The following is a 17803-nucleotide window of genomic DNA, read 5'->3' on the forward strand; positions in this document are numbered from 1 at the left end:
AAGAACTGAAAACAGGTCGGCGGATTCACTGGCACTACCGGGTGAACGCGGCTACCGTCGGCTTCAACACCCGTGAATGACTCACGGCCGGCGCTCAGGATCGAGGCGCCACCATCGCCGACGCGGTAGGAGGTGAGTAGACGACACCTTGCACCGGCGAGCGGCAAGACATGCAAAGCGCCGTCGGTGCGGATTCCACGACAACCCGGGCACGCTGACGCGTGCGGACCGCGAAGAAACGAGTTGCCAAGCATGTCAAGCCAATCCCTGGACTCCCGCACGATGGTGATCGAGGACGAGACACCCGAACCCCGACCGCGCGCCGAGGTTGCAGTCACCGGCCGCAACGTCGAGATTCCCGACCACTTCCGCAACTACGTCGCAGAGAAACTGTCACGCCTGGAACGATTCGACCGCACGATCCATCTGTTCGACGTCGAGCTCGACCACGAGCGGAACCGACGTCAACGTAAAAACTGTCAGCACGTAGAGATCACCGCCCGCGGCCGCGGCCCGGTGGTCCGTGCCGAAGCCTGCGCGGACAGCTTCTACGGCGCGATGGAGTCGGCGGTGGACAAGCTCGCCGAACGGCTGCGCCGTGCGCGTGACCGCCGAAAGATCCATTACGGCGACAAGACCCCGGTGTCGGTCGCCAAGGCCACCGCGGTCACCCCGCCAACGGACTCACAGACCACGGCGACGTCCGAAAACGACGGCGCGGCGCTCGACGAGCATGCCCCCGGAGGGATCGTGCGAGAAAAGGAGCACCCGGCCACGCCCATGACCGTCGACGATGCGTTGTCGCAGATGGAGCTGGTCGGCCACGACTTCTTCCTGTTCCACGACAAGGAGTCCGACCGGCCGTGCGTGGTGTACCGCAGGCACGCCTATGACTACGGTCTGATTCGGCTCGCCTGAGCCGGGGCTTGATTCGGGTCGCCTGGGCCGGGGCTTGGCCTAGCTCGGCCGGGTCCGGCCGCATGTCACCTACCATGGGTTGAGCTCAAGACTTTCAACCCATAGGGGAACTAGCGTGCTGCAAAAGTTGCTGCGTCTCGGCGAGGGCCGCATGGTCAAGCGCCTCAATGGAGTGGCCGACTACGTCGACTCCCTGGAAGGCGATATCGAGAAGCTGACCGACGCCGAGCTGCGGGCCAAGACCGCCGAGTTCAAGAAGCGCGTCGACGACGGCACGAGCCTCGATGACCTGCTACCCGAGGCGTTCGCCGTCGCCCGCGAGGCGGCTTGGCGCGTGCTGAATCAGAAGCCGTTCAAGGTGCAGTTGATGGGCGGCGCGGCACTGCACTTCGGAAACGTCGCGGAGATGAAGACCGGTGAAGGCAAGACCCTCACCAGCGTGTTGCCCGCCTACCTCAACGCGCTGTCGGGCAAGGGCGTGCACATCGTCACCGTGAACGACTACCTGGCCCGGCGCGATGCCGAGTGGATGGGACGTGTGCACCGGTTCCTCGGCCTGGAGGTCGGCGTGATCCTGGCGCAGATGACCCCGGACCAGCGGCGGACCGCCTACGGCGCCGACATCACGTACGGCACGAACAACGAGTTCGGCTTCGACTATCTGCGCGACAACATGGCGCACTCCCTTGCCGACCTGGTCCAGCGCGGCCACAACTTCGCGATCGTCGACGAGGTCGACTCCATCCTGATCGACGAGGCCCGCACCCCGCTGATCATCTCCGGCCCGGCCGACGGCGCGTCGAACTGGTACACCGAGTTCGCGCGCCTGGCCCCGCTGATGGAGAAGGACGTCCACTACGAGGTCGACATCCGCAAACGCACCGTCGGCGTGCACGAACTGGGCGTCGAGTTCGTCGAAGACCAACTCGGCATCGACAACCTGTATGAGGCCGCCAACTCGCCGCTGGTCAGCTACCTCAACAATGCGCTGAAGGCCAAGGAACTGTTCCAGCGCGACAAGGACTACATCGTGCGCGACGGCGAGGTGCTCATCGTCGACGAGTTCACCGGCCGCGTACTGGTCGGCCGCCGCTACAACGAGGGCATGCACCAGGCCATCGAGGCCAAGGAGCACGTCGAGATCAAGGCCGAGAACCAGACGCTGGCCACGATCACGCTGCAGAACTACTTCCGGCTCTACGACAAGCTCGCAGGCATGACCGGCACCGCCCAGACCGAGGCGGCCGAACTGCACGAGATCTACAAGCTCGGCGTCGTACCGATTCCGACCAACAAGCCGATGATCCGCGCCGATCAGTCCGACCTGATCTACAAGACCGAAGAGGCCAAGTACATCGCGGTCGTCGACGACGTCGCCGAACGGTACGAGAAGGGCCAACCGGTGCTGATCGGCACCACCAGCGTGGAACGCTCGGAGTACCTGTCGCGCCAGTTCACCAAGCGTCGCATCCCGCACAACGTGCTCAACGCGAAGTACCACGAGCAGGAGGCGTCGATCATCGCCGAGGCCGGCCGGCTGGGCGCGATCACCGTCGCCACCAACATGGCGGGCCGCGGCACCGACATCGTGCTCGGCGGCAACCCGGACTTCCTGACCGACAAGCGGCTGCGCGAACGCGGCCTGGACCCCGTCGAAACGCCCGAGGAATACGAAAAGGGCTGGCACGAGATGCTGTCCCAGGTCAAGGGCGAATGTGCGCAGGAGGCCGAAGACGTCATCGCCGCGGGCGGCCTCTACGTGCTGGGCACCGAACGACACGAATCGCGGCGCATCGACAACCAGCTACGCGGCCGCTCGGGCCGCCAGGGCGATCCGGGCGAGTCGCGGTTCTACCTGTCGCTGGGCGACGAGCTCATGCGACGGTTCAACGGCGCGACGCTGGAGGCGCTGCTGACCCGGCTGAACCTGCCCGACGACGTGCCGATCGAGGCGAAGATGGTCACCCGCGCGATCAAGAGCGCGCAGACCCAGGTCGAGCAGCAGAACTTCGAGGTCCGCAAGAACGTCCTCAAGTACGACGAGGTGATGAACCAGCAGCGCATGGTCATCTACGACGAGCGGCGGCGCATCCTCGAGGGGGAGAACCTGGCCGAGCAGGCCCGCAAGATGCTCGTCGACGTGATCACCGCGTACGTCGACGGAGCGACCGCCGAGGGCTACGCCGAGGACTGGGACCTCGAGCAGCTCTGGACCGCGCTCAAACAGCTCTACCCGGTCGGCATCGACCACCACGACCTGATCGACTCCGATGCAATCGGTGAGCCCGGCGAGCTGACCCGCGAGGAACTGCTCGAAGCACTGATCGCCGACGCCGACCGTGCCTACGCCGAGCGGGAGAAGCAGATCGAGGCGATCGCCGGCGAGGGGGCGATGCGCCAGCTGGAGCGCAATGTGCTGCTCAACGTGCTGGACCGCAAGTGGCGCGAACACCTCTACGAGATGGACTACCTCAAGGAGGGCATCGGCCTGCGCGCGATGGCGCAGCGCGATCCGCTCGTCGAATACCAGCGCGAAGGCTACGACATGTTCATCGGCATGCTCGAGGGCCTCAAGGAGGAGTCGGTCGGCTTCCTGTTCAACGTCGCGGTCGAACCCGCGCCGCAGCCGACGGTCGCCCCGGTCGCCACACCGGCCGGACTGACTGAGTTCGCCGAGGCTGCCGCCGCTCAAGCGCAGGACGGCGGCCAGGGAAGCGTCGCGACCAAGGAGCGGCCGGTCCCTGCTGGAGCTGGATCGCCGGCTCAGCCGGCGGCCCTGCGCGCCAAGGGAATCGGCGACGAATCACGACCGCTGACCTACAGCGGGCCGTCGGAGGACGGTTCGGCACAGGTGCAGCGTTCGGACAACGGCGGCGGCGCACCGCGGCGTCCGGTCGGTGGCGGCAGCCGCAAGGAGCGCCGCCAAGCCGAACGCCAGCGGGCCCGCGAAGAGAAGGCGATGCGCAGGCGTTAAGTCTCGAAACTGAGCTTGTGCTCGAGAAACCGATGAAACCTCGTGCACAGGCTCAGACTCGGCGGCTGAGAACATGGCGCTCAACCGATCTGCAGCGCGACAATGCGCCAGCGGTCGCCCTCGAGCGCGATCCGCGCCGCGATCGCCCGAATGCGCTGCCCGCGGCTGTAGGTGCCGAACACTTCGGCGGCCGGGCCTCCGTCATCGACCATGCGCAACCGGATACGGCGCAGCGTGGCGGCCGCCGAATGCGGGCAACGGGTCATCGCGAGCACCGTTTCGATCAGCGCGGGCGCCAGCAGCGGTCGCAACTGGGCCACCGGGCGACGCCGGTCGATCACCTCGAGCACCCGGCGCAACGCCGCGTCGGCGAAGGCGACCGCGGCTCGCGACGGGGCGGGTTCCCGGACGGGCGCAATCGGTACCGGCCGCTGCGGATGCACCGCCCGCCCACCGGGCCCGCCAGACTGCCTGCGGCGCAGGGCTTTCGGCATCGGCGGCGGACAGGCGCCGATTCCCACGGGCGCGGGTTCGCAGTCGACGACGGGCTCGATGACCCCGATTCGGACCCCTGCCCGTCGGGCGGATGGAGCTTCCCCGGCGGGGGTACGCGATGGTGGCACCACAACTTCTCCAGCAAGTCGACGAGATGGGACGCGTCCACTGGAGAGTCGCAGACCCCATCATGATCGCACGGTTCGCAGGAGGTCCGGCGCACCCGTGATGCGCACCCCCGGGGTCGGGCTATAGCGTGGCGGGGTCTTTTCACGCGGACCACAGGGGAGGAGCGGCGTCGCGATGGTCACCCGGTTGTCGGCAGCAGACGCGTCGTTCTATCACCTGGAGAACACGTCGACGCCGATGTACGTGGGGTCACTGGCGATTCTGCGGAAACCTCGCGGCGGCTTGAGTTATGAAACATTGCTCGCCACGGTCGAACAACGGCTGCCGCAGATTCCGCGCTACCGCCAGAAGGTCCGCGAGGTCACGCTCGGCCTGGCGCGGCCGGTGTGGGTGGACGACCGTGATTTCGACATCACCTATCACATCCGCCGATCGGCGTTGCCGTCGCCGGGCAGCGACGCCCAGTTGCACGAGCTCATCGCCCGGCTGGGGTCGCGGCCGCTGGACAAGTCCCGGCCGCTGTGGGAGATGTACCTGATCGAGGGCCTGGCCAAGAACCGCATCGCGCTCTACACCAAGTCACATCAGGCGTTGGTGAACGGGATGACCGCGCTGGAGATCGGGCACGTCATCGCCGACCGCACCCAGAAGCCGCCGGAGTTCGGCGAGGACATCTGGATCCCGTTGCGCGAGCCCAGCGATCGGCAGTTGTTGCTCGGCGCCGTCGGCGAGTGGATCATGCGCCCGGCCGACCAGTTCGGTGCGCTGCGCTCCGCCGTCGTCGACGTCGCAACCAACGCGGGCCAGTTGGTCGATATGGGGCGCCGGTTCGTCGAGGTGGTCCGTACGGTCGCGCGCGGCACCGCGCCGAGCAGCCCGCTCAACACCACCGTCTCACGCAACCGCCGGCTCACGGTGGCCAGCGGACGACTCGAGGACTTTCGCACGGTGCGGGCCCGTTACGACTGCGATGTCAACGACGTTGTGCTGGCCGTGGTGGCCGGCGCATTGCGCAACTGGCTGATGAGCCGCGGTGAGCCGGTGACCGCCACGACGAGGGTGCGCGCGATGGCGCCGATGTCGGTGTATCCCGACGCCGAACTCGACGCGGCCGGTCCCGGCCAGGCCATCAGCGAGGTGTCGCCGTTCCTCGTGGACCTGCCCGTGGGCGAGGCCAACCCCGTGGTGCGGCTCTCTCAGATCGCGCACACCACCGAATCGGCGTCCACCGCCGCCAGCCTGGTCGACGCCAGGACCATCGTGACCCTGTCGGGATTCGCGCCGCCGACCCTGCACGCGATGGGCATCCGCGTCGCGACGACGTTCTCGGCCCGCCAGTTCAACCTCCTGATCACCAACGTGCCGGGCGCACAGCATCAGATGTACATCGCCGGCACCAAGCTGCTGGAGACTTACGCCGTGCCGCCTTTGCTGGCCAACCAGGTACTGGCGCTCGGGGTGACGTCCTACAACGGCATGGTCTACTTCGGAATCAATGCCGATCGCGACGCGATGAGCGACGTCGACGTTTTGCCGAGCCTGCTGCGAGAATCGCTGGAAGAACTGCTAGAGGCCGCTCAGTGACCCAGTTGTCGCCTTTGCGGGATTGACTCGCTCACCGCCACCGGGGTCGAATTGGCTCACCATGACCACCAGTGCCGAGAACGAGACGACCGGAAAAGTCAAAGCAGCGACGCGGCGGGCGTTCAAGTCGCCCACGGAGGATGTAGTCCCCCATCCCGTGCTCGATCAGCCGATCGAAGAGGAGGCCATCACCCGCTCGCGCGGAGTGGACTGGATCGTCTTCGGCGTCACCGCGGTCGTCGCGATCGCGTTTCTGGTGTGGGGCTTCCTCAGCACGCGAACCCTGGCCACCGCGTCGGACAGCGCCCTGACATGGGTGATGAACAACACGGGATGGTTGTTCGTGCTGACGGCCTCGGGGTTCGTGGTCTTCATCCTGTGGCTGGCGGTCGGCCGCTACGGCGCGATTCCGCTGGGCCGCGACGACGAGGAGCCCGAATTCAACGGGGTGTCGTGGGTCGCGATGATGTTCAGTGCCGGCATGGGTATCGGCTTGATGTTCTTCGGGGTGGCCGAACCGCTGTCGCACTTCGCGTCGCCGCCGCCCGGCACCGGCCGGCAGGGCGATCCCGAGGCCGTGCAGACCGCGATGGCCACCACGTTGTTCCACTGGACGCTGCACCCGTGGGCCATCTACGCGGTCGTCGGCCTGGCGATCAGCTACGGCGTCTACCGCAAAGGCCGGCGGCAGCTGATCAGCGCGGCCTTCGAGCCTCTGCTGGGCTCCCGCGCGAACGGGCGGTGGGGCAAGGTCATCGACATGCTTGCGATCTTCGCCACGCTGTTCGGTTCGGCCGCCTCGCTGGGCTTGGGCGCGTTGCAGATTCGCAGTGGTCTGCAGATCGTCGGCGGCATCGGGGAAGCCGGAAACGCCGTCCTCGTCATGATCATCGCGGTGCTCACGGTGGCCTTCGTGTTGTCGGCGGTATCGGGGGTCGCGCGCGGCATCCAGTGGCTGTCCAACATCAACATGGTCCTGGCGGTGCTGCTGGCCGTATTCGTATTCGTGGTGGGCCCAACGGTTTTCATCCTCAACCTGCTGCCGACATCGATGGGCAGCTATCTGGCCGACCTCGCGATGATGTCGGCGCGCACGGGTGCAGAGGGCGCCGAGGTCAACCAATGGCTGCAGTCCTGGACGATCTTCTACTGGGCCTGGTGGGTGTCGTGGACGCCGTTCGTCGGCATGTTCATCGCACGAATCTCGCGGGGCCGCACCATTCGTCAGTTCGTCACGGGTGTGCTGCTGGTGCCGAGCCTGGTGTCGCTGGTGTGGTTCGCGGTGTTCGGCGGCTCGGCGATCAGAGAACAGCAGGGCGGCGTCGACCTCGCGGGGGAGGGCAGCATCGAGGCGCAGCTGTTCGGCCTGCTCGAGCAGTACCCCGTCGCCACCGTCGCCAGCGTGGTGGTGATGGTGCTGGTGGCGATCTTCTTCGTCTCCGGTGCGGACGCCGCGTCGGTGGTGATGGGTTCGCTGTCCCAGCACGGCACGATCAAACCCAGCAGATCGACGGTGATCTTCTGGGGCGTCGCGACCGGCGCCGTCGCGGCGGTGATGTTGTTGGTCGGCGGGGAGGACGCCCTGACCGGCTTGCAGACCATCACGATCATCGTTGCGCTGCCGTTCGTGCTCGTGATGGTCGGTATGGCGGTGGCGTTGGTGAAGGATCTACGCCGTGACCCGCTGATGGTCCGCAGGGAGTACGCGGCGGAGGCCGTCGACACCGCCGTCATCCACGGTGTCATACAACACGGCGACGACTTCATCATCTCGGTGGAGAAGGATCCCGCGAGCGGCAAATCCCAGTAGTTCCCGACCGGCTAATCTCGCCTGGTGCGCGTGTACATCCCGGCGACCCTGGCCATGCTGCAGCAGCTCGTCGCCGACCGGACGCTGTACGCCCGCAGCGGCACCGCGTTCGCGGTGACGCCCGCGCTGCGCGAGTCCTACGCCGAGGGCGACGACGACGAACTCGCCGAGGTGGCGCGACGGGAAGCCGCGCTGGCCTCGCTGCGCTTGCTCGCCGGCGAAGGCACGTCCGGCCTGCCGCCGCGGCGCGCGGTGGTGGAGGCGGAGGTCGACGGGGCGATACCCCGGCCCGATCTCGACGACGCCGTGGTGCGGCTGCCCGGTCCGCTCGCATTCGACGACGTCATCGCCGCATATGTGGACAACGCCGAAGCCGAGTCCGCGGTCCTGCCCGCGATCGAGGCCGTCGACGAGGCGGACCTTGGCGATGAGGATGCGGACTTCGTCGTCGGTGACGCCCAGGACCACGACCTGGCCTGGTACGCGCCGCAGGAACTACCGTTCCTGCTCGAGCTGCTCTGAACGTTTCAGCTGTTCACGGGGGTAAAGTAGGTACGGAGGCGTAGGTTACGGTACCGTAGGTTCATGGCCAAGAACTACGTCAAGGTCTCGGCCAATGTCGCCGATACGGTGCGGCCGACCGTCGCCGGGGCCAAGCAGCATCCGGGACTGAACGCCTTGCGAACCATTGCCGGGCGTATCACGACGCCGCTGCTGCCCGACGATTACCTCAAGCTCGCCAACCCGCTCTGGTCGGCGCGCGAGCTGCGCGGGCGGGTGCTCGACGTCCGCCGGGAGACCGAGGACTCGGCGACGTTGGTCATCAAGCCCGGGTGGGGCTTCACGTTCGACTACCGCCCCGGCCAGTACATCGGGATCGGTGTGCAGATCGAAGGCCGCTGGCGGTGGCGGTCGTACTCGCTGACCTCGACGCCGTCGCGAACCACCCGCACGATCACGATCACGGTCAAGGCGATGCCGGAGGGGTTCCTGTCGACGCATCTCGTCGAGGGGCTCGCACCGGGCACGATCGTGCGGTTGGCCGCGCCCCAGGGCAACTTCGTGATGCCCGACCCGGCACCGGCGAAGGTGTTGTTCCTCACCGGCGGCTCCGGCATCACGCCGGTGATGTCGATGCTTCGCACCTTGGCTCGCCGCGACCAGATCACCGACATCGTCCATTTGCATTCGGCGCCAACGGAATCGGAGGTCATGTTCGCCGGTGAGCTGGGTGAGCTGGCCCGTGCGCATGACGGCTATGAGTTGCGGCTGCGCTCGACGCGCACACAAGGCCGGCTGGACGTCTCGCGGCTGGATGACCAGGTGCCCGACTGGCGGGAGCGCCAGACGTGGGCGTGTGGTCCGGCGGGCATGCTCGACGCCGCCCAGCGGGCGTGGTCGGCGGCCGGCCTCGAAGACCGGTTGCACCTCGAGCGCTTTGCGGTGTCCAAGGCCGCCGTGCACGGGCAGGGCGGCACGGTCGAGTTCGCGCGGAGCGGCAAGACGGTCACCGTGGACGCCGCGACGCCGTTGATGGATGCCGGCGAGCAGGTGGGCATCCGGATGCCGTTCGGCTGCCGGATGGGTATCTGCCAGTCGTGTGTGGTGGGCCTGGTCGAGGGGCATGTTCGCGACTTGCGCACGGGCGACGAGCGCGAGCCGGGGTCGCGGATACAGACGTGTATCTCCGCAGCATCGGGCGATTGCGTGCTCGATGTCTGAGGTTTACTGGCTGGTAACCTACGGGTACGTAGGTTACGTTAGCGTAGGCATGCGAGAGGAGGCTTGACGGTGGCAATCACTGACGTTCCCGAATTCGCGCATCTGACCGAGGCGGACATCGAGAGCCTGGCCGTGGAATTGGATGCGATCCGCCAGGACATCGAAGACTCCCGCGGTGAGCGCGACGCCCGCTACATCCGCCGCACCATCGCGGCCCAGCGTGCGCTGGAGGTGGCCGCGCGACTGATGCTGGCCGCAAGCAATCGTCGCTCGGCGTGGTGGGCCGGCACCGTCACGCTCGGCGTGGCCAAGATCATCGAGAACATGGAGATCGGCCACAACGTCATGCACGGCCAATGGGATTGGATGAACGATCCCGAGATCCATTCCTCGACGTGGGAGTGGGACATGAGCGGAGCGTCCAAGCACTGGCGCTTCACCCACAACTTCATGCACCACAAGTACACGAACATCCTGGGCATGGACGACGATGTGGGCTACGGCCTGATCCGCGTCACCCGGGACACCAAATGGAAGCCCATGAACCTGTTGAACCTGGTGTTCAACACGGTCTTGATGGCGCTGTTCGAATGGGGAGTCGGACTGCAGCACTTGGAGATCGGCAAGATCTTCAAGGGTCGCGACGACCGCAAGGCCACGTTCGTGCGGCTACGGGAGTTCGGCGTCAAGGCGGGCAACCAGGTGGCCAAGGACTACGTCGTCTACCCGGCGCTGACCTCGTTGTCGCCCGGTGCGTCGTTCAAGTCGACGATGAAGGCCAACGCGGTCGCCAACATCATCCGCAACGTGTGGGCGAACGCCGTGATCTTCTGCGGCCACTTTCCGGACGGTGCAGAGAAATTCACCAAGACCGACATGGTCGGTGAGACCAAGGGCCAGTGGTACCTGCGTCAGATGCTGGGCAGCGCCAACTTCGAGAACGGCCCGGTGCTGCGGTTCATGAGCGGCAACCTGTGCCATCAGATCGAACACCACCTGTTTCCCGATCTGCCGAGCAACCGGTATTACGAGATCTCGATCCGGGTGCGCCAGTTGTGCGACAAGTACGACCTGCCGTACACGACGGGTTCGTTCCTGCTGCAGTACGGCAAGGCCTGGCGGACCATCGCCAAGCTGTCGCTGCCGGACAAGTACCTGACCGACACCCGCGACGATGCGCCGGAGACCCGCAGCGAGCGGATGTTCGCCGAGTTGGAGCCGGGTCAGCGGCGTGGGCTGAAGTCGGCGATCGCTGCCGCGCGGGCCCGCCGTCGCGTGCGTCGTACCACAACGTCAGTCTGAGAGCGTCACCGCGCATATATAGCCACGACGACGCTCTCAGCGCGACATTGTGTCGGGACGACCTACGAGTGGAGCGCGGACAGCAGTCGCCGGGCCGCGCCGACACGGCCGACCGCCGGGCCGCTCAGCGCGTCGAGGGCGCATTCGGGATCGGCGGGCGGACCCATGTGCCCGCAGCCGCGCGGACAGTCCTTGATCGCCTCGGCCAGGTCGGAGAAGGCCAGCAGCACGTCGTCGGGTTCGATGTGGGCCAACCCGAACGACCGGATGCCCGGCGTATCGATCACCCAACCCCCCAAGCTCAGCGGCAGCGCCACCGACTGTGTCGAGGTATGCCTGCCCTTGCCGACGTCGGTGACCTCTCCGGTAGCCCGTTCGGCTTGCGGCACAAGGCGATTCACCAACGTCGACTTTCCGACCCCGGAGTGGCCGAGCAGCACGGTGACCCGGTCGACCAGTAGCGGGGCGACCACGTCGAGCGGGTCGTCGCGGCCCGCGGTGGTGACCGTCAGATCGAGGTCGGCGAACTGCGCCGCGAACGGTTCGGGCGAAGCGAGATCCGTCTTGGTCAGGCACAGGATCGGCTCGAGCCCGCCGGCGTAGGCGGCGATCAGCGCGCGCTCCACCAGGCCGGCACGCGGCGGCGGGTCGGCGAGCGCGACGACGATCAACAACTGGTCGGCGTTGGCGACGACGACCCGCTCGCTGGGATCGGTGTCATCGGCCGTGCGGCGCAACACTGTTCGTCGTGCACCGCGCCGCACGATGCGGGCCAGCGTGTCGGGCCGGCCCGACAGATCGCCGACGATCCCGACCTCGTCGCCGACGACGATCGGCGTGCGGCCCAACTCCCGCGCCCGCATCGCGATGACCCGGCGGTCCGGGTCGCCGCCGAGCGCGCAGCCCCACCGTCCCCGGTCGACGGTCACCACCATCGCCTCCTGCGCGTCGGCGTGGTCGGGCCGAATCTTGGTCCGCGGCCGAGAGCCCCGGCCGGGTCGCACCCGGACATCGGACTCGTCGTACTCGCGCCGACTCAAGCCGGGTCGACCTCCGTCGCCTGTCCGGCCAGCATGTCGGCCCAGAGCTGCGGGAAGCCGGGCAGTGTCTTGGCGGTGGTCTCGATGTCCTCCACCGCGACACCGGGAACCCGAAGTCCCACAATGGCTCCCGCGGTGGCCATCCGATGGTCGGCGTACGAGTGCCACAGGCCGCCGTGCAGCGGTCGGGCGGTGATCATCAGCCCGTCGGCCGTCTCCTCGCAATCTCCGCCGAGGGCGTTGATCTCGGTCGACAGCGCGGCCAACCGGTCGGTTTCGTGTCCGCGCAGATGCGCGACACCCGACAGTTTCGACACCGAGCCGGGGGAGGCCAGCGCGGCGAGCGCCGCAACCGCCGGTGTCAGTTCACCGACCTCGTGCAGGTCGACGTCGATGCCGTCGTAGACCTGGGCGCCGTGCACTTCGAGGTACGAGTCTGCGTGGTGGACAACCGTTCCCAGCTTCTTCAGGATCGCGATGATCACCTCGGCCGGTTGTGTGCTGACCCGCGGCCACCCGGTCAGCCGGACGGTACCGCCGCTGACCACGGCCGCGGCGAGGAACGGCACCGCGTTGGACAGGTCGGGCTCGATGACCCAGCGCCGGGCGGCGACCGGCCCCGGCGCCACCCGCCACCTGTTGGGCTCGCTGTCGTCGACGTGGACGCCGGCGTCGCGCAGCATCGCGACTGTCATCGCCACATGCGGCGCCGACGGCACCGACTCACCGGTGTGCACGATCGTCAGTCCGTCGCTGAACCCCGCACCGGAGAGCAGCAGGCCCGAGACGAACTGCGAGGACGCTGACGCGTCGATCTCGACGGTGCCTCCGGCGACCGCGCCGGCGCCGCGCACGGCGAACGGCAGGCCGTCGCCGTCGATGTCGACCCCGAGGCCGCGTAGCGCGTCGAGCAGCGGCGTGATCGGGCGGGCGCGGGCCTGCTCGTCGCCGTCAAACGTCACCGTCGCGCTGCTCAGGGCGGCGACGGGCGGAACGAACCGCAGCACCGTGCCCGCCAGCCCGCAGTCGATGCACGCTCCGTCGGGCGGCGCGAGTTCTCCGCCGACGCTCAGCTCGTCGCCCCCGCCGCCGACCGTCACGCCGAGCGCCTGCAGCGCGCCGACCATCAGGTCGGTGTCGCGGCTGCGCAGCGCGCCGCTGATCGTCGACTCACCGTTCGCGGTGGCCAGCGCGGCCAGCACCAACGCCCGGTTCGTCTGCGACTTGGAGCCCGGCACGGTGACCGTCGCATCCACCGGACTCGACGTCGACGGGGCCGGCCAGGCCGCCGGCTCTCGGTCTCCGCGCACGCTCACGGCTCCCATCTTCCCTTGTCGGCTTCGCGTGCCACCATGGGATTCATGTGTGGACGTTTCGCGGTGACCACCGACCCGGCGCTGCTGGCCGAGAAAATCAAGGCGATCGACGAAACGACCTCCGGTAAGGAGCCGACGCGACCCAACTACAACGTCGCCCCGACCACCACGATCAGCACCGTGGTCAAGCGGCACACCGAACCCGACGACGACGCCACCCGGCGGCTGCGGTCGATGCGCTGGGGGCTGGTGCCGCCGTGGGCCAAGTCCACCGAAGAGGGCGGCCCGGAGACCAAGGGGCCACTGTTGATCAACGCCCGCTCCGACAAGCTGACCACCTCGCCGGTGTTCCGCAGCTCGGCCAAGAGCAAGCGCTGCCTGGTTCCGATGGACGGCTGGTACGAGTGGCAGAAGAAAGGCGAAGGGAAGGGGGCGAAGATTCCCTTCTTCATGTACGCCGGCGACGGCGAGCCACTGTTCATGGCGGGGTTGTGGTCGACGTGGCGGCCCAAGGACGGCCCCAAGGATGCCCCGCCGTTGCTGAGCTGCACCATCATCACCACCGACGCCGCCGGTCCGCTCGCCGAGATCCACGACCGGATGCCGCTGACCGTCAGCGCACGCGACTGGGACCGCTGGCTGGACCCCGACGCGCCGATCGACGAAGGCCTGCTGCGCGGCCACGGCGACCTGGACCGCATCGAGGTCCGGGAGGTCTCCCGGCTGGTGAACAACGTTCGCAACAACGGTCCTGAGCTGATCGAGCCGGTGGAACCGCAGGCCGAGCAGGGCACCCTGCTCTGACGGTCCCGGGCGCCGCGCTCAGGCGCAGTCACACTTGACAGAGGATTCCTCGGTACAGATAGAGTAATCCTCGTGCCCTCGAGGAACCGGGCCGGACCCGATGCGCGGACCCGACTGCTCGACGTCGCGCGGCGCCGGTTCGCGGCTGACGGTGCGTTGTCGGCCACGCTGGACGAGGTGCGTCGCGAGGCGGGTGTCAGCGTCGGCGCGCTGTATCACCACTTCCCGGACAAGCTTTCGCTGGCGACCGCGGTGTTCGCCCAGACACTCGGCGAGTACCAGGAGGGTTTCGTCGCGATGTTGCGCCGGCATGACACCGCCGAAGGCGGCATTCGCGGCGGGGTCGCCCATCACCTGCGGTGGGTGGCCGCTCATCGCGGCGAGGCGGCCTTCCTCCTCGGCCCCCGGCTCGACAGTCTCGAACTTCGCGAGCGCAACGACGGGTTCTTCGCCGCGGTCCGCGACTGGTGGCGCCCGCATCACAGCTACGGGGCGCTACAGCCGATGCGGGACGGGGTGACGGCCGCCCTGTGGCTCGGCCCAGCCCAGGAGTACAGCCGGCACTGGGTCGCCGGACCGGCGAAGCGGATGCCTTCGGCAACGGTTGAGATCTTCGCGGATGCCGCATGGGCGGCGTTGCGCGCCAACAACATCGAGGAGGATGTGCCATGACCGACAGGGCCGATTCGCTGTACCGGACGATGGTCGCCGCCGGCGACGACGTCGACGCGCCGGTGCGGTTGCGCGTCGAGCGCAGTGACGACAGAGCGGTGGTCACGCTCGACGAACCGCAGCGGCTCAACGTGCTGTCGGCCCCACTGGTGCGGCAGTTGCGGTCCGCGCTCGTCGAACTGGACGCCGACCCCGACGTGCGCGCTGTCGTGCTCACCGGTGCGGACCCTGGTTTCAGCGCTGGAGGCGATCTGCAGATGATGGATGCGGCGATCGGCCAGCTCGACGCGCCCGAGGGCACAGCCGACGTCTGGCGCTGGATCCGCCGCGAATTCGGCGGCATCGCGAGGCTGATCGCCGGATCGGACACGATCTTCGTGGCGGCACTCAACGGAGCGGCGGCCGGCGTCGGGCTGGCCTGGGCGCTGACATGTGATCTCGTGATCGCCAGCGAGCGTGCCGTAATCGTGCCGGCATTCGGCCGGCTGGGGCTGATCCCGGAGGTCGGCACGAGTTGGGCGTTGACCCGGCGACTGGGTTATCAGGGGGCGCTCGCGTTCTACCTGCGCGGCGCGCACATCGACGCCCGCCAGGCCCAGCGCCTCGGTCTGGTCCAGGAGGTGGTCGAACACGATCGACTGCTGGCCGCCGCCGACGAATGGTGCTCGCGCATCTGCGCGATGCCGCCGCACACGGTCGCGATGGCCAAGCCGCTGCTCCGCGCGGCCGCCGACGCCGACTGGGCCGACGCGCTCACGCTCGAAGAGTTCGCCGAGCCGACGTGCTTCACCACCGCCGCCTTCGCCGAGAGCGTGCGTTCGATGCTGAAGTGAACCCGCGCCGCCTTCACATCGGCGAATCGACCTGCTCACGCCTGAATGGTCATTAACATAGTGACCGCATCGGGAAAGTGGAGGGAGTGAGCGTGCTCAGCGCAGTGAGGAAGGTCTTGACCTTCGAGATGACCGTCGCCGAGTGGATCGGCACCGCGCTCATGCTCGCCGCACCCTACCTCGTCGTCGGCGTGGGCTGGACGGCGCTGAACCTGGACCAGCTGGACGGTACGGGCCTTGCGTGGCTCGGCCAGCTCATCGCGGCGATCGCGTTCTGGCCGGCAATGGTCTTCTCGGCGGTGTGCCTCGCATGACCGACCCCTACCGCATCACCGTGCGCCGTCGCACCGCGCGATGGGACACCGAGCCGGTCACCGCCGCGGAGGCGATGGACTTCTGGGCCTTCGCCGCGGGCGCGGCCAACGTCGTCATGCAGTTGTCCTGGCCGGAGGTGGGTTACGGCGTCGCCGAGAGCAAGGTCGATTCCGGAAATCTGCTCAAGCATCCGTGGAAGCGGGCGAGGACGACGTTCCAGTACCTCGCCGTGGCGGTGCTCGGCACGCCCGACGACCGCGCCGCGTTCCGGGAGGCGGTCAACTCCTCACACCGGCACGTCAAGTCGACCGCCGAAAGCCCGGTCCGGTACAACGCGTTCGACCGTGATCTGCAGATGTGGGTCGCTGCTTGCCTTTTCGTCGGTCTGGAGGACACCTATCAGCTGCTGCGCGGTGAGCTGACGCCGGAGCAGGCCGATCAGTTCTACCGTTCCGCGTGGCCGCTGGGTACCACGTTGCAGGTGACCGAGGAGCAGTGGCCGCCGACCCGTGCCGAGTTCGACGACTATTGGCGGCGCGCATGTCAGCGGGTTTCGATCGACGATCGGGTGCGAGATTATCTGCTCCACATGGTGAACCTGCGCATGATCAACCCGCTGCTGGCGCTGCCGTTCCGGCCGCTGCTGAAGTTCCTCACCACCGGCTTCCTCGCGCCGGTGTTCCGGGAGCAAATGGGGTTACGGTGGAGCGGCTTCAGACAGTTCCTCTTCGAAATGCTCTTTCTGACAGTCGCTTTGGTCAACAGATTCCTGCCGGTGTTCGTCCGGCAAGGCGGCAGCTACGTGCTGCTCGCCGATGTGCGCCGCCGGGTCCGCACCCACCGGGCGCTGGTATGACGACGCTGCGCCGCTTGCTGAGCCGTCGGATCAGCGTCGAGGCGATGATCGAGATCGCGATGTGGCTGGCGATTCCCTACCTGCTGATCGGTTTGGCGTGGGCGTTCTTCGACGCCGAACAGGTGCAGCTGATCGACACCGCGCTGCGTACCCGGATACCGGCGGGCTCGGACATCGCCGCGTTCATGCTCACCGCGGCGTTCTGGCCGGCCAACCTGCTCGGCGTCGAACTCTGCATGGCGTGAGGTTGGCAGCAGTGCCACGATGAGGCGATGACGGGCCGTCCCGACGAAGATCGTGAGCCGGGGCTGGCCGGCTATCCCGTCGTCGCCCCGCCGGTGCGCCGCCCCGTCATCTCCGAGCAGCTCTGGTGTGACCTGACATTCGTGCACTGGCCGGTGCGGCCGGAGGGCGTCGCGCATCTTCTTCCACCTGGTACCCGCCCGGACGTCTTCGCCGACGGGCTCACCTACGTCGGGCTGGTGGCCTTCACGATGCGCAGCACCACGCTCGGCCCTGCGCTGCGCGTCCCGTACTTCGGTACATTCGCCGAGACCAACGTCCGGTTGTATTCCGTCGATGACGCCGGTCGTCACGGCGTCGTGTTCATGTCACTGGAAGCCGAGCGCCTGGCCGTCGTTGCGGCCCTTCGTATCTCGCTTGGAATTCGGTATACCTGGGCCAGGATGCGCGTCGAGCGGTCAGGGGAGCGGGTGCGCTATCGCAGCGTGCGCCGATGGCCTCGTCGCGGACTGCGCAGCACGCTCGCCGTGCGGATCGGAGCCGAAGTGACCCCGACGCCGCTGGAGGTCTGGCTGACTGCGCGGTGGGGTGCGCACACCCGCAAGGCCGGCAGGACCTGGTGGGTGCCCAACGAACACGACCCCTGGCCACTGTGCGCGGCCGAGATCGCCGAGTTCGACGACGATCTCGTCGCTGCCGCCGGTGTCATCCCCGCAGGCCCGAGACTGCGGGCGCTGTTCACGAACGGTGTGCGCGCGCGGTTCGGGCGCCCCTGCATCGTCGCCTGACC

At 67.7% G+C, this 17803-nt stretch carries 17 protein-coding genes; 14 read left to right on the forward strand and 3 right to left on the reverse strand.

All coding sequences use genetic code 11. The features are described 5' to 3' along the window. Window positions 1–282: 282 nt before the first annotated feature. Together hpf and secA are read left to right on the forward strand one after the other, a co-directional pair. Window positions 283–918, forward strand: coding sequence for a ribosome hibernation-promoting factor, HPF/YfiA family (gene hpf / locus AU185_RS05660; RefSeq protein WP_502687790.1), 636 nt, complete (start codon window positions 283–285; stop codon window positions 916–918). Between the two features lie 115 nt (window positions 919–1033). After that, window positions 1034–3892: a preprotein translocase subunit SecA gene (secA, locus tag AU185_RS05665; RefSeq protein WP_059099004.1), complete on the forward strand. Its 2859-nt coding sequence runs from the start codon at window positions 1034–1036 to the stop codon at window positions 3890–3892. 80 nt (window positions 3893–3972) lie between these two features. Here the strand turns inward: secA and AU185_RS05670 are convergent, their stop codons facing one another. Further along, window positions 3973–4455: an Rv3235 family protein gene (locus AU185_RS05670; RefSeq protein WP_059099086.1), complete on the reverse strand. Its 483-nt coding sequence runs from the start codon at window positions 4453–4455 to the stop codon at window positions 3973–3975. A gap of 235 nt (window positions 4456–4690) precedes the next feature. Here AU185_RS05670 and AU185_RS05675 point away from each other — a divergent pair, with 235 nt between their 5' ends. The 5 genes from AU185_RS05675 to AU185_RS05695 all read left to right on the forward strand — a co-directional run bounded on the left by AU185_RS05675 (window position 4691) and on the right by AU185_RS05695 (window position 10934). Beyond that, window positions 4691–6100 (forward strand): WS/DGAT/MGAT family O-acyltransferase, encoded by a 1410-nt coding sequence (locus tag AU185_RS05675; RefSeq protein ID WP_059099003.1) that lies wholly within the window; start codon window positions 4691–4693, stop codon window positions 6098–6100. A gap of 61 nt (window positions 6101–6161) precedes the next feature. After that, window positions 6162–7910, forward strand: a complete 1749-nt coding sequence (locus AU185_RS05680) for a BCCT family transporter (protein ID WP_059099002.1) — start codon at window positions 6162–6164, stop codon at window positions 7908–7910. A 21-nt stretch (window positions 7911–7931) separates the two neighbouring features. Beyond that, entirely contained in the window at window positions 7932–8432 is a 501-nt protein-coding gene (locus AU185_RS05685) for a DUF6912 family protein (protein WP_502687791.1), read from the forward strand. A gap of 63 nt (window positions 8433–8495) precedes the next feature. Next, entirely contained in the window at window positions 8496–9632 is a 1137-nt protein-coding gene (locus AU185_RS05690; protein WP_059099000.1) for a ferredoxin reductase, read from the forward strand. 69 nt (window positions 9633–9701) lie between these two features. Then, window positions 9702–10934 carry a fatty acid desaturase family protein gene (locus AU185_RS05695; protein WP_059098999.1) on the forward strand — a complete coding sequence of 411 codons (1233 nt, stop codon included), beginning with the start codon at window positions 9702–9704 and terminating at the stop codon, window positions 10932–10934. Window positions 10935–10996: 62 nt separating this feature from the next. On the opposite strand, the gene rsgA is transcribed toward AU185_RS05695, so the two are convergent. Together rsgA and aroA are read right to left on the reverse strand one after the other, a co-directional pair. After that, window positions 10997–11974, reverse strand: coding sequence for a ribosome small subunit-dependent GTPase A (gene rsgA / locus AU185_RS05700; RefSeq protein WP_059098998.1), 978 nt, complete (start codon window positions 11972–11974; stop codon window positions 10997–10999). Beyond that, the gene (gene aroA, locus AU185_RS05705) at window positions 11971–13284 is read right to left on the reverse strand and encodes a 3-phosphoshikimate 1-carboxyvinyltransferase (protein WP_231740290.1); all 1314 of its coding nucleotides are present in this window, start codon (window positions 13282–13284) and stop codon (window positions 11971–11973) included. Before aroA ends, rsgA begins: the two co-directional genes overlap by 4 nt. A gap of 51 nt (window positions 13285–13335) precedes the next feature. Here aroA and AU185_RS05710 point away from each other — a divergent pair, with 51 nt between their 5' ends. The 7 genes from AU185_RS05710 (at window position 13336) to AU185_RS05740 (ending at window position 17801) form a co-directional block, all read left to right on the forward strand. Further along, window positions 13336–14094 carry an SOS response-associated peptidase gene (locus tag AU185_RS05710; protein WP_059099085.1) on the forward strand — a complete coding sequence of 253 codons (759 nt, stop codon included), beginning with the start codon at window positions 13336–13338 and terminating at the stop codon, window positions 14092–14094. 72 nt (window positions 14095–14166) lie between these two features. After that, a complete protein-coding gene (locus AU185_RS05715) occupies window positions 14167–14766 on the forward strand; it encodes a TetR/AcrR family transcriptional regulator (RefSeq protein ID WP_059098996.1) in 600 nt (199 codons plus the stop codon). After that, window positions 14763–15599, forward strand: coding sequence for an enoyl-CoA hydratase/isomerase family protein (locus AU185_RS05720; RefSeq protein WP_059098995.1), 837 nt, complete (start codon window positions 14763–14765; stop codon window positions 15597–15599). Before AU185_RS05715 ends, AU185_RS05720 begins: the two co-directional genes overlap by 4 nt. Window positions 15600–15691: 92 nt before the next feature. Continuing rightward, window positions 15692–15913 carry a hypothetical protein gene (locus AU185_RS05725; protein WP_231740284.1) on the forward strand — a complete coding sequence of 74 codons (222 nt, stop codon included), beginning with the start codon at window positions 15692–15694 and terminating at the stop codon, window positions 15911–15913. Continuing rightward, the gene (locus tag AU185_RS05730) at window positions 15910–16770 is read left to right on the forward strand and encodes an oxygenase MpaB family protein (protein ID WP_059098994.1); all 861 of its coding nucleotides are present in this window, start codon (window positions 15910–15912) and stop codon (window positions 16768–16770) included. The genes AU185_RS05725 and AU185_RS05730 overlap by 4 nt, the downstream gene beginning before the upstream one ends. Further along, a complete protein-coding gene (locus AU185_RS05735) occupies window positions 16767–17015 on the forward strand; it encodes a hypothetical protein (protein ID WP_059098993.1) in 249 nt (82 codons plus the stop codon). Before AU185_RS05730 ends, AU185_RS05735 begins: the two co-directional genes overlap by 4 nt. A 27-nt stretch (window positions 17016–17042) precedes the next feature. After that, window positions 17043–17801 carry a YqjF family protein gene (locus tag AU185_RS05740; protein WP_059098992.1) on the forward strand — a complete coding sequence of 253 codons (759 nt, stop codon included), beginning with the start codon at window positions 17043–17045 and terminating at the stop codon, window positions 17799–17801. Window positions 17802–17803: the final 2 nt, after the last annotated feature.

This window comes from Mycobacterium sp. GA-0227b, from assembly GCF_001499855.1.
GTDB lineage: Bacteria > Actinomycetota > Actinomycetes > Mycobacteriales > Mycobacteriaceae > Mycobacterium.

Excerpts from the sequence above, each read along its gene's own strand:
- hpf (WP_502687790.1), top strand. The coding sequence starts at position 283 with ATGGTGATCGAGGACGAGACACCCGAACCCCGACCGCGCGCCGAGGTT.
- AU185_RS05675 (WP_059099003.1), top strand. The coding sequence starts at position 4,691 with ATGGTCACCCGGTTGTCGGCAGCAGACGCGTCGTTCTATCACCTGGAG.
- AU185_RS05680 (WP_059099002.1), top strand. The coding sequence starts at position 6,162 with ATGACCACCAGTGCCGAGAACGAGACGACCGGAAAAGTCAAAGCAGCG.
- AU185_RS05690 (WP_059099000.1), top strand. The coding sequence starts at position 8,496 with ATGGCCAAGAACTACGTCAAGGTCTCGGCCAATGTCGCCGATACGGTG.
- AU185_RS05710 (WP_059099085.1), top strand. The coding sequence starts at position 13,336 with ATGTGTGGACGTTTCGCGGTGACCACCGACCCGGCGCTGCTGGCCGAG.
- AU185_RS05720 (WP_059098995.1), top strand. The coding sequence starts at position 14,763 with ATGACCGACAGGGCCGATTCGCTGTACCGGACGATGGTCGCCGCCGGC.
- AU185_RS05730 (WP_059098994.1), top strand. The coding sequence starts at position 15,910 with ATGACCGACCCCTACCGCATCACCGTGCGCCGTCGCACCGCGCGATGG.
- AU185_RS05735 (WP_059098993.1), top strand. The coding sequence starts at position 16,767 with ATGACGACGCTGCGCCGCTTGCTGAGCCGTCGGATCAGCGTCGAGGCG.
- AU185_RS05740 (WP_059098992.1), top strand. The coding sequence starts at position 17,043 with ATGACGGGCCGTCCCGACGAAGATCGTGAGCCGGGGCTGGCCGGCTAT.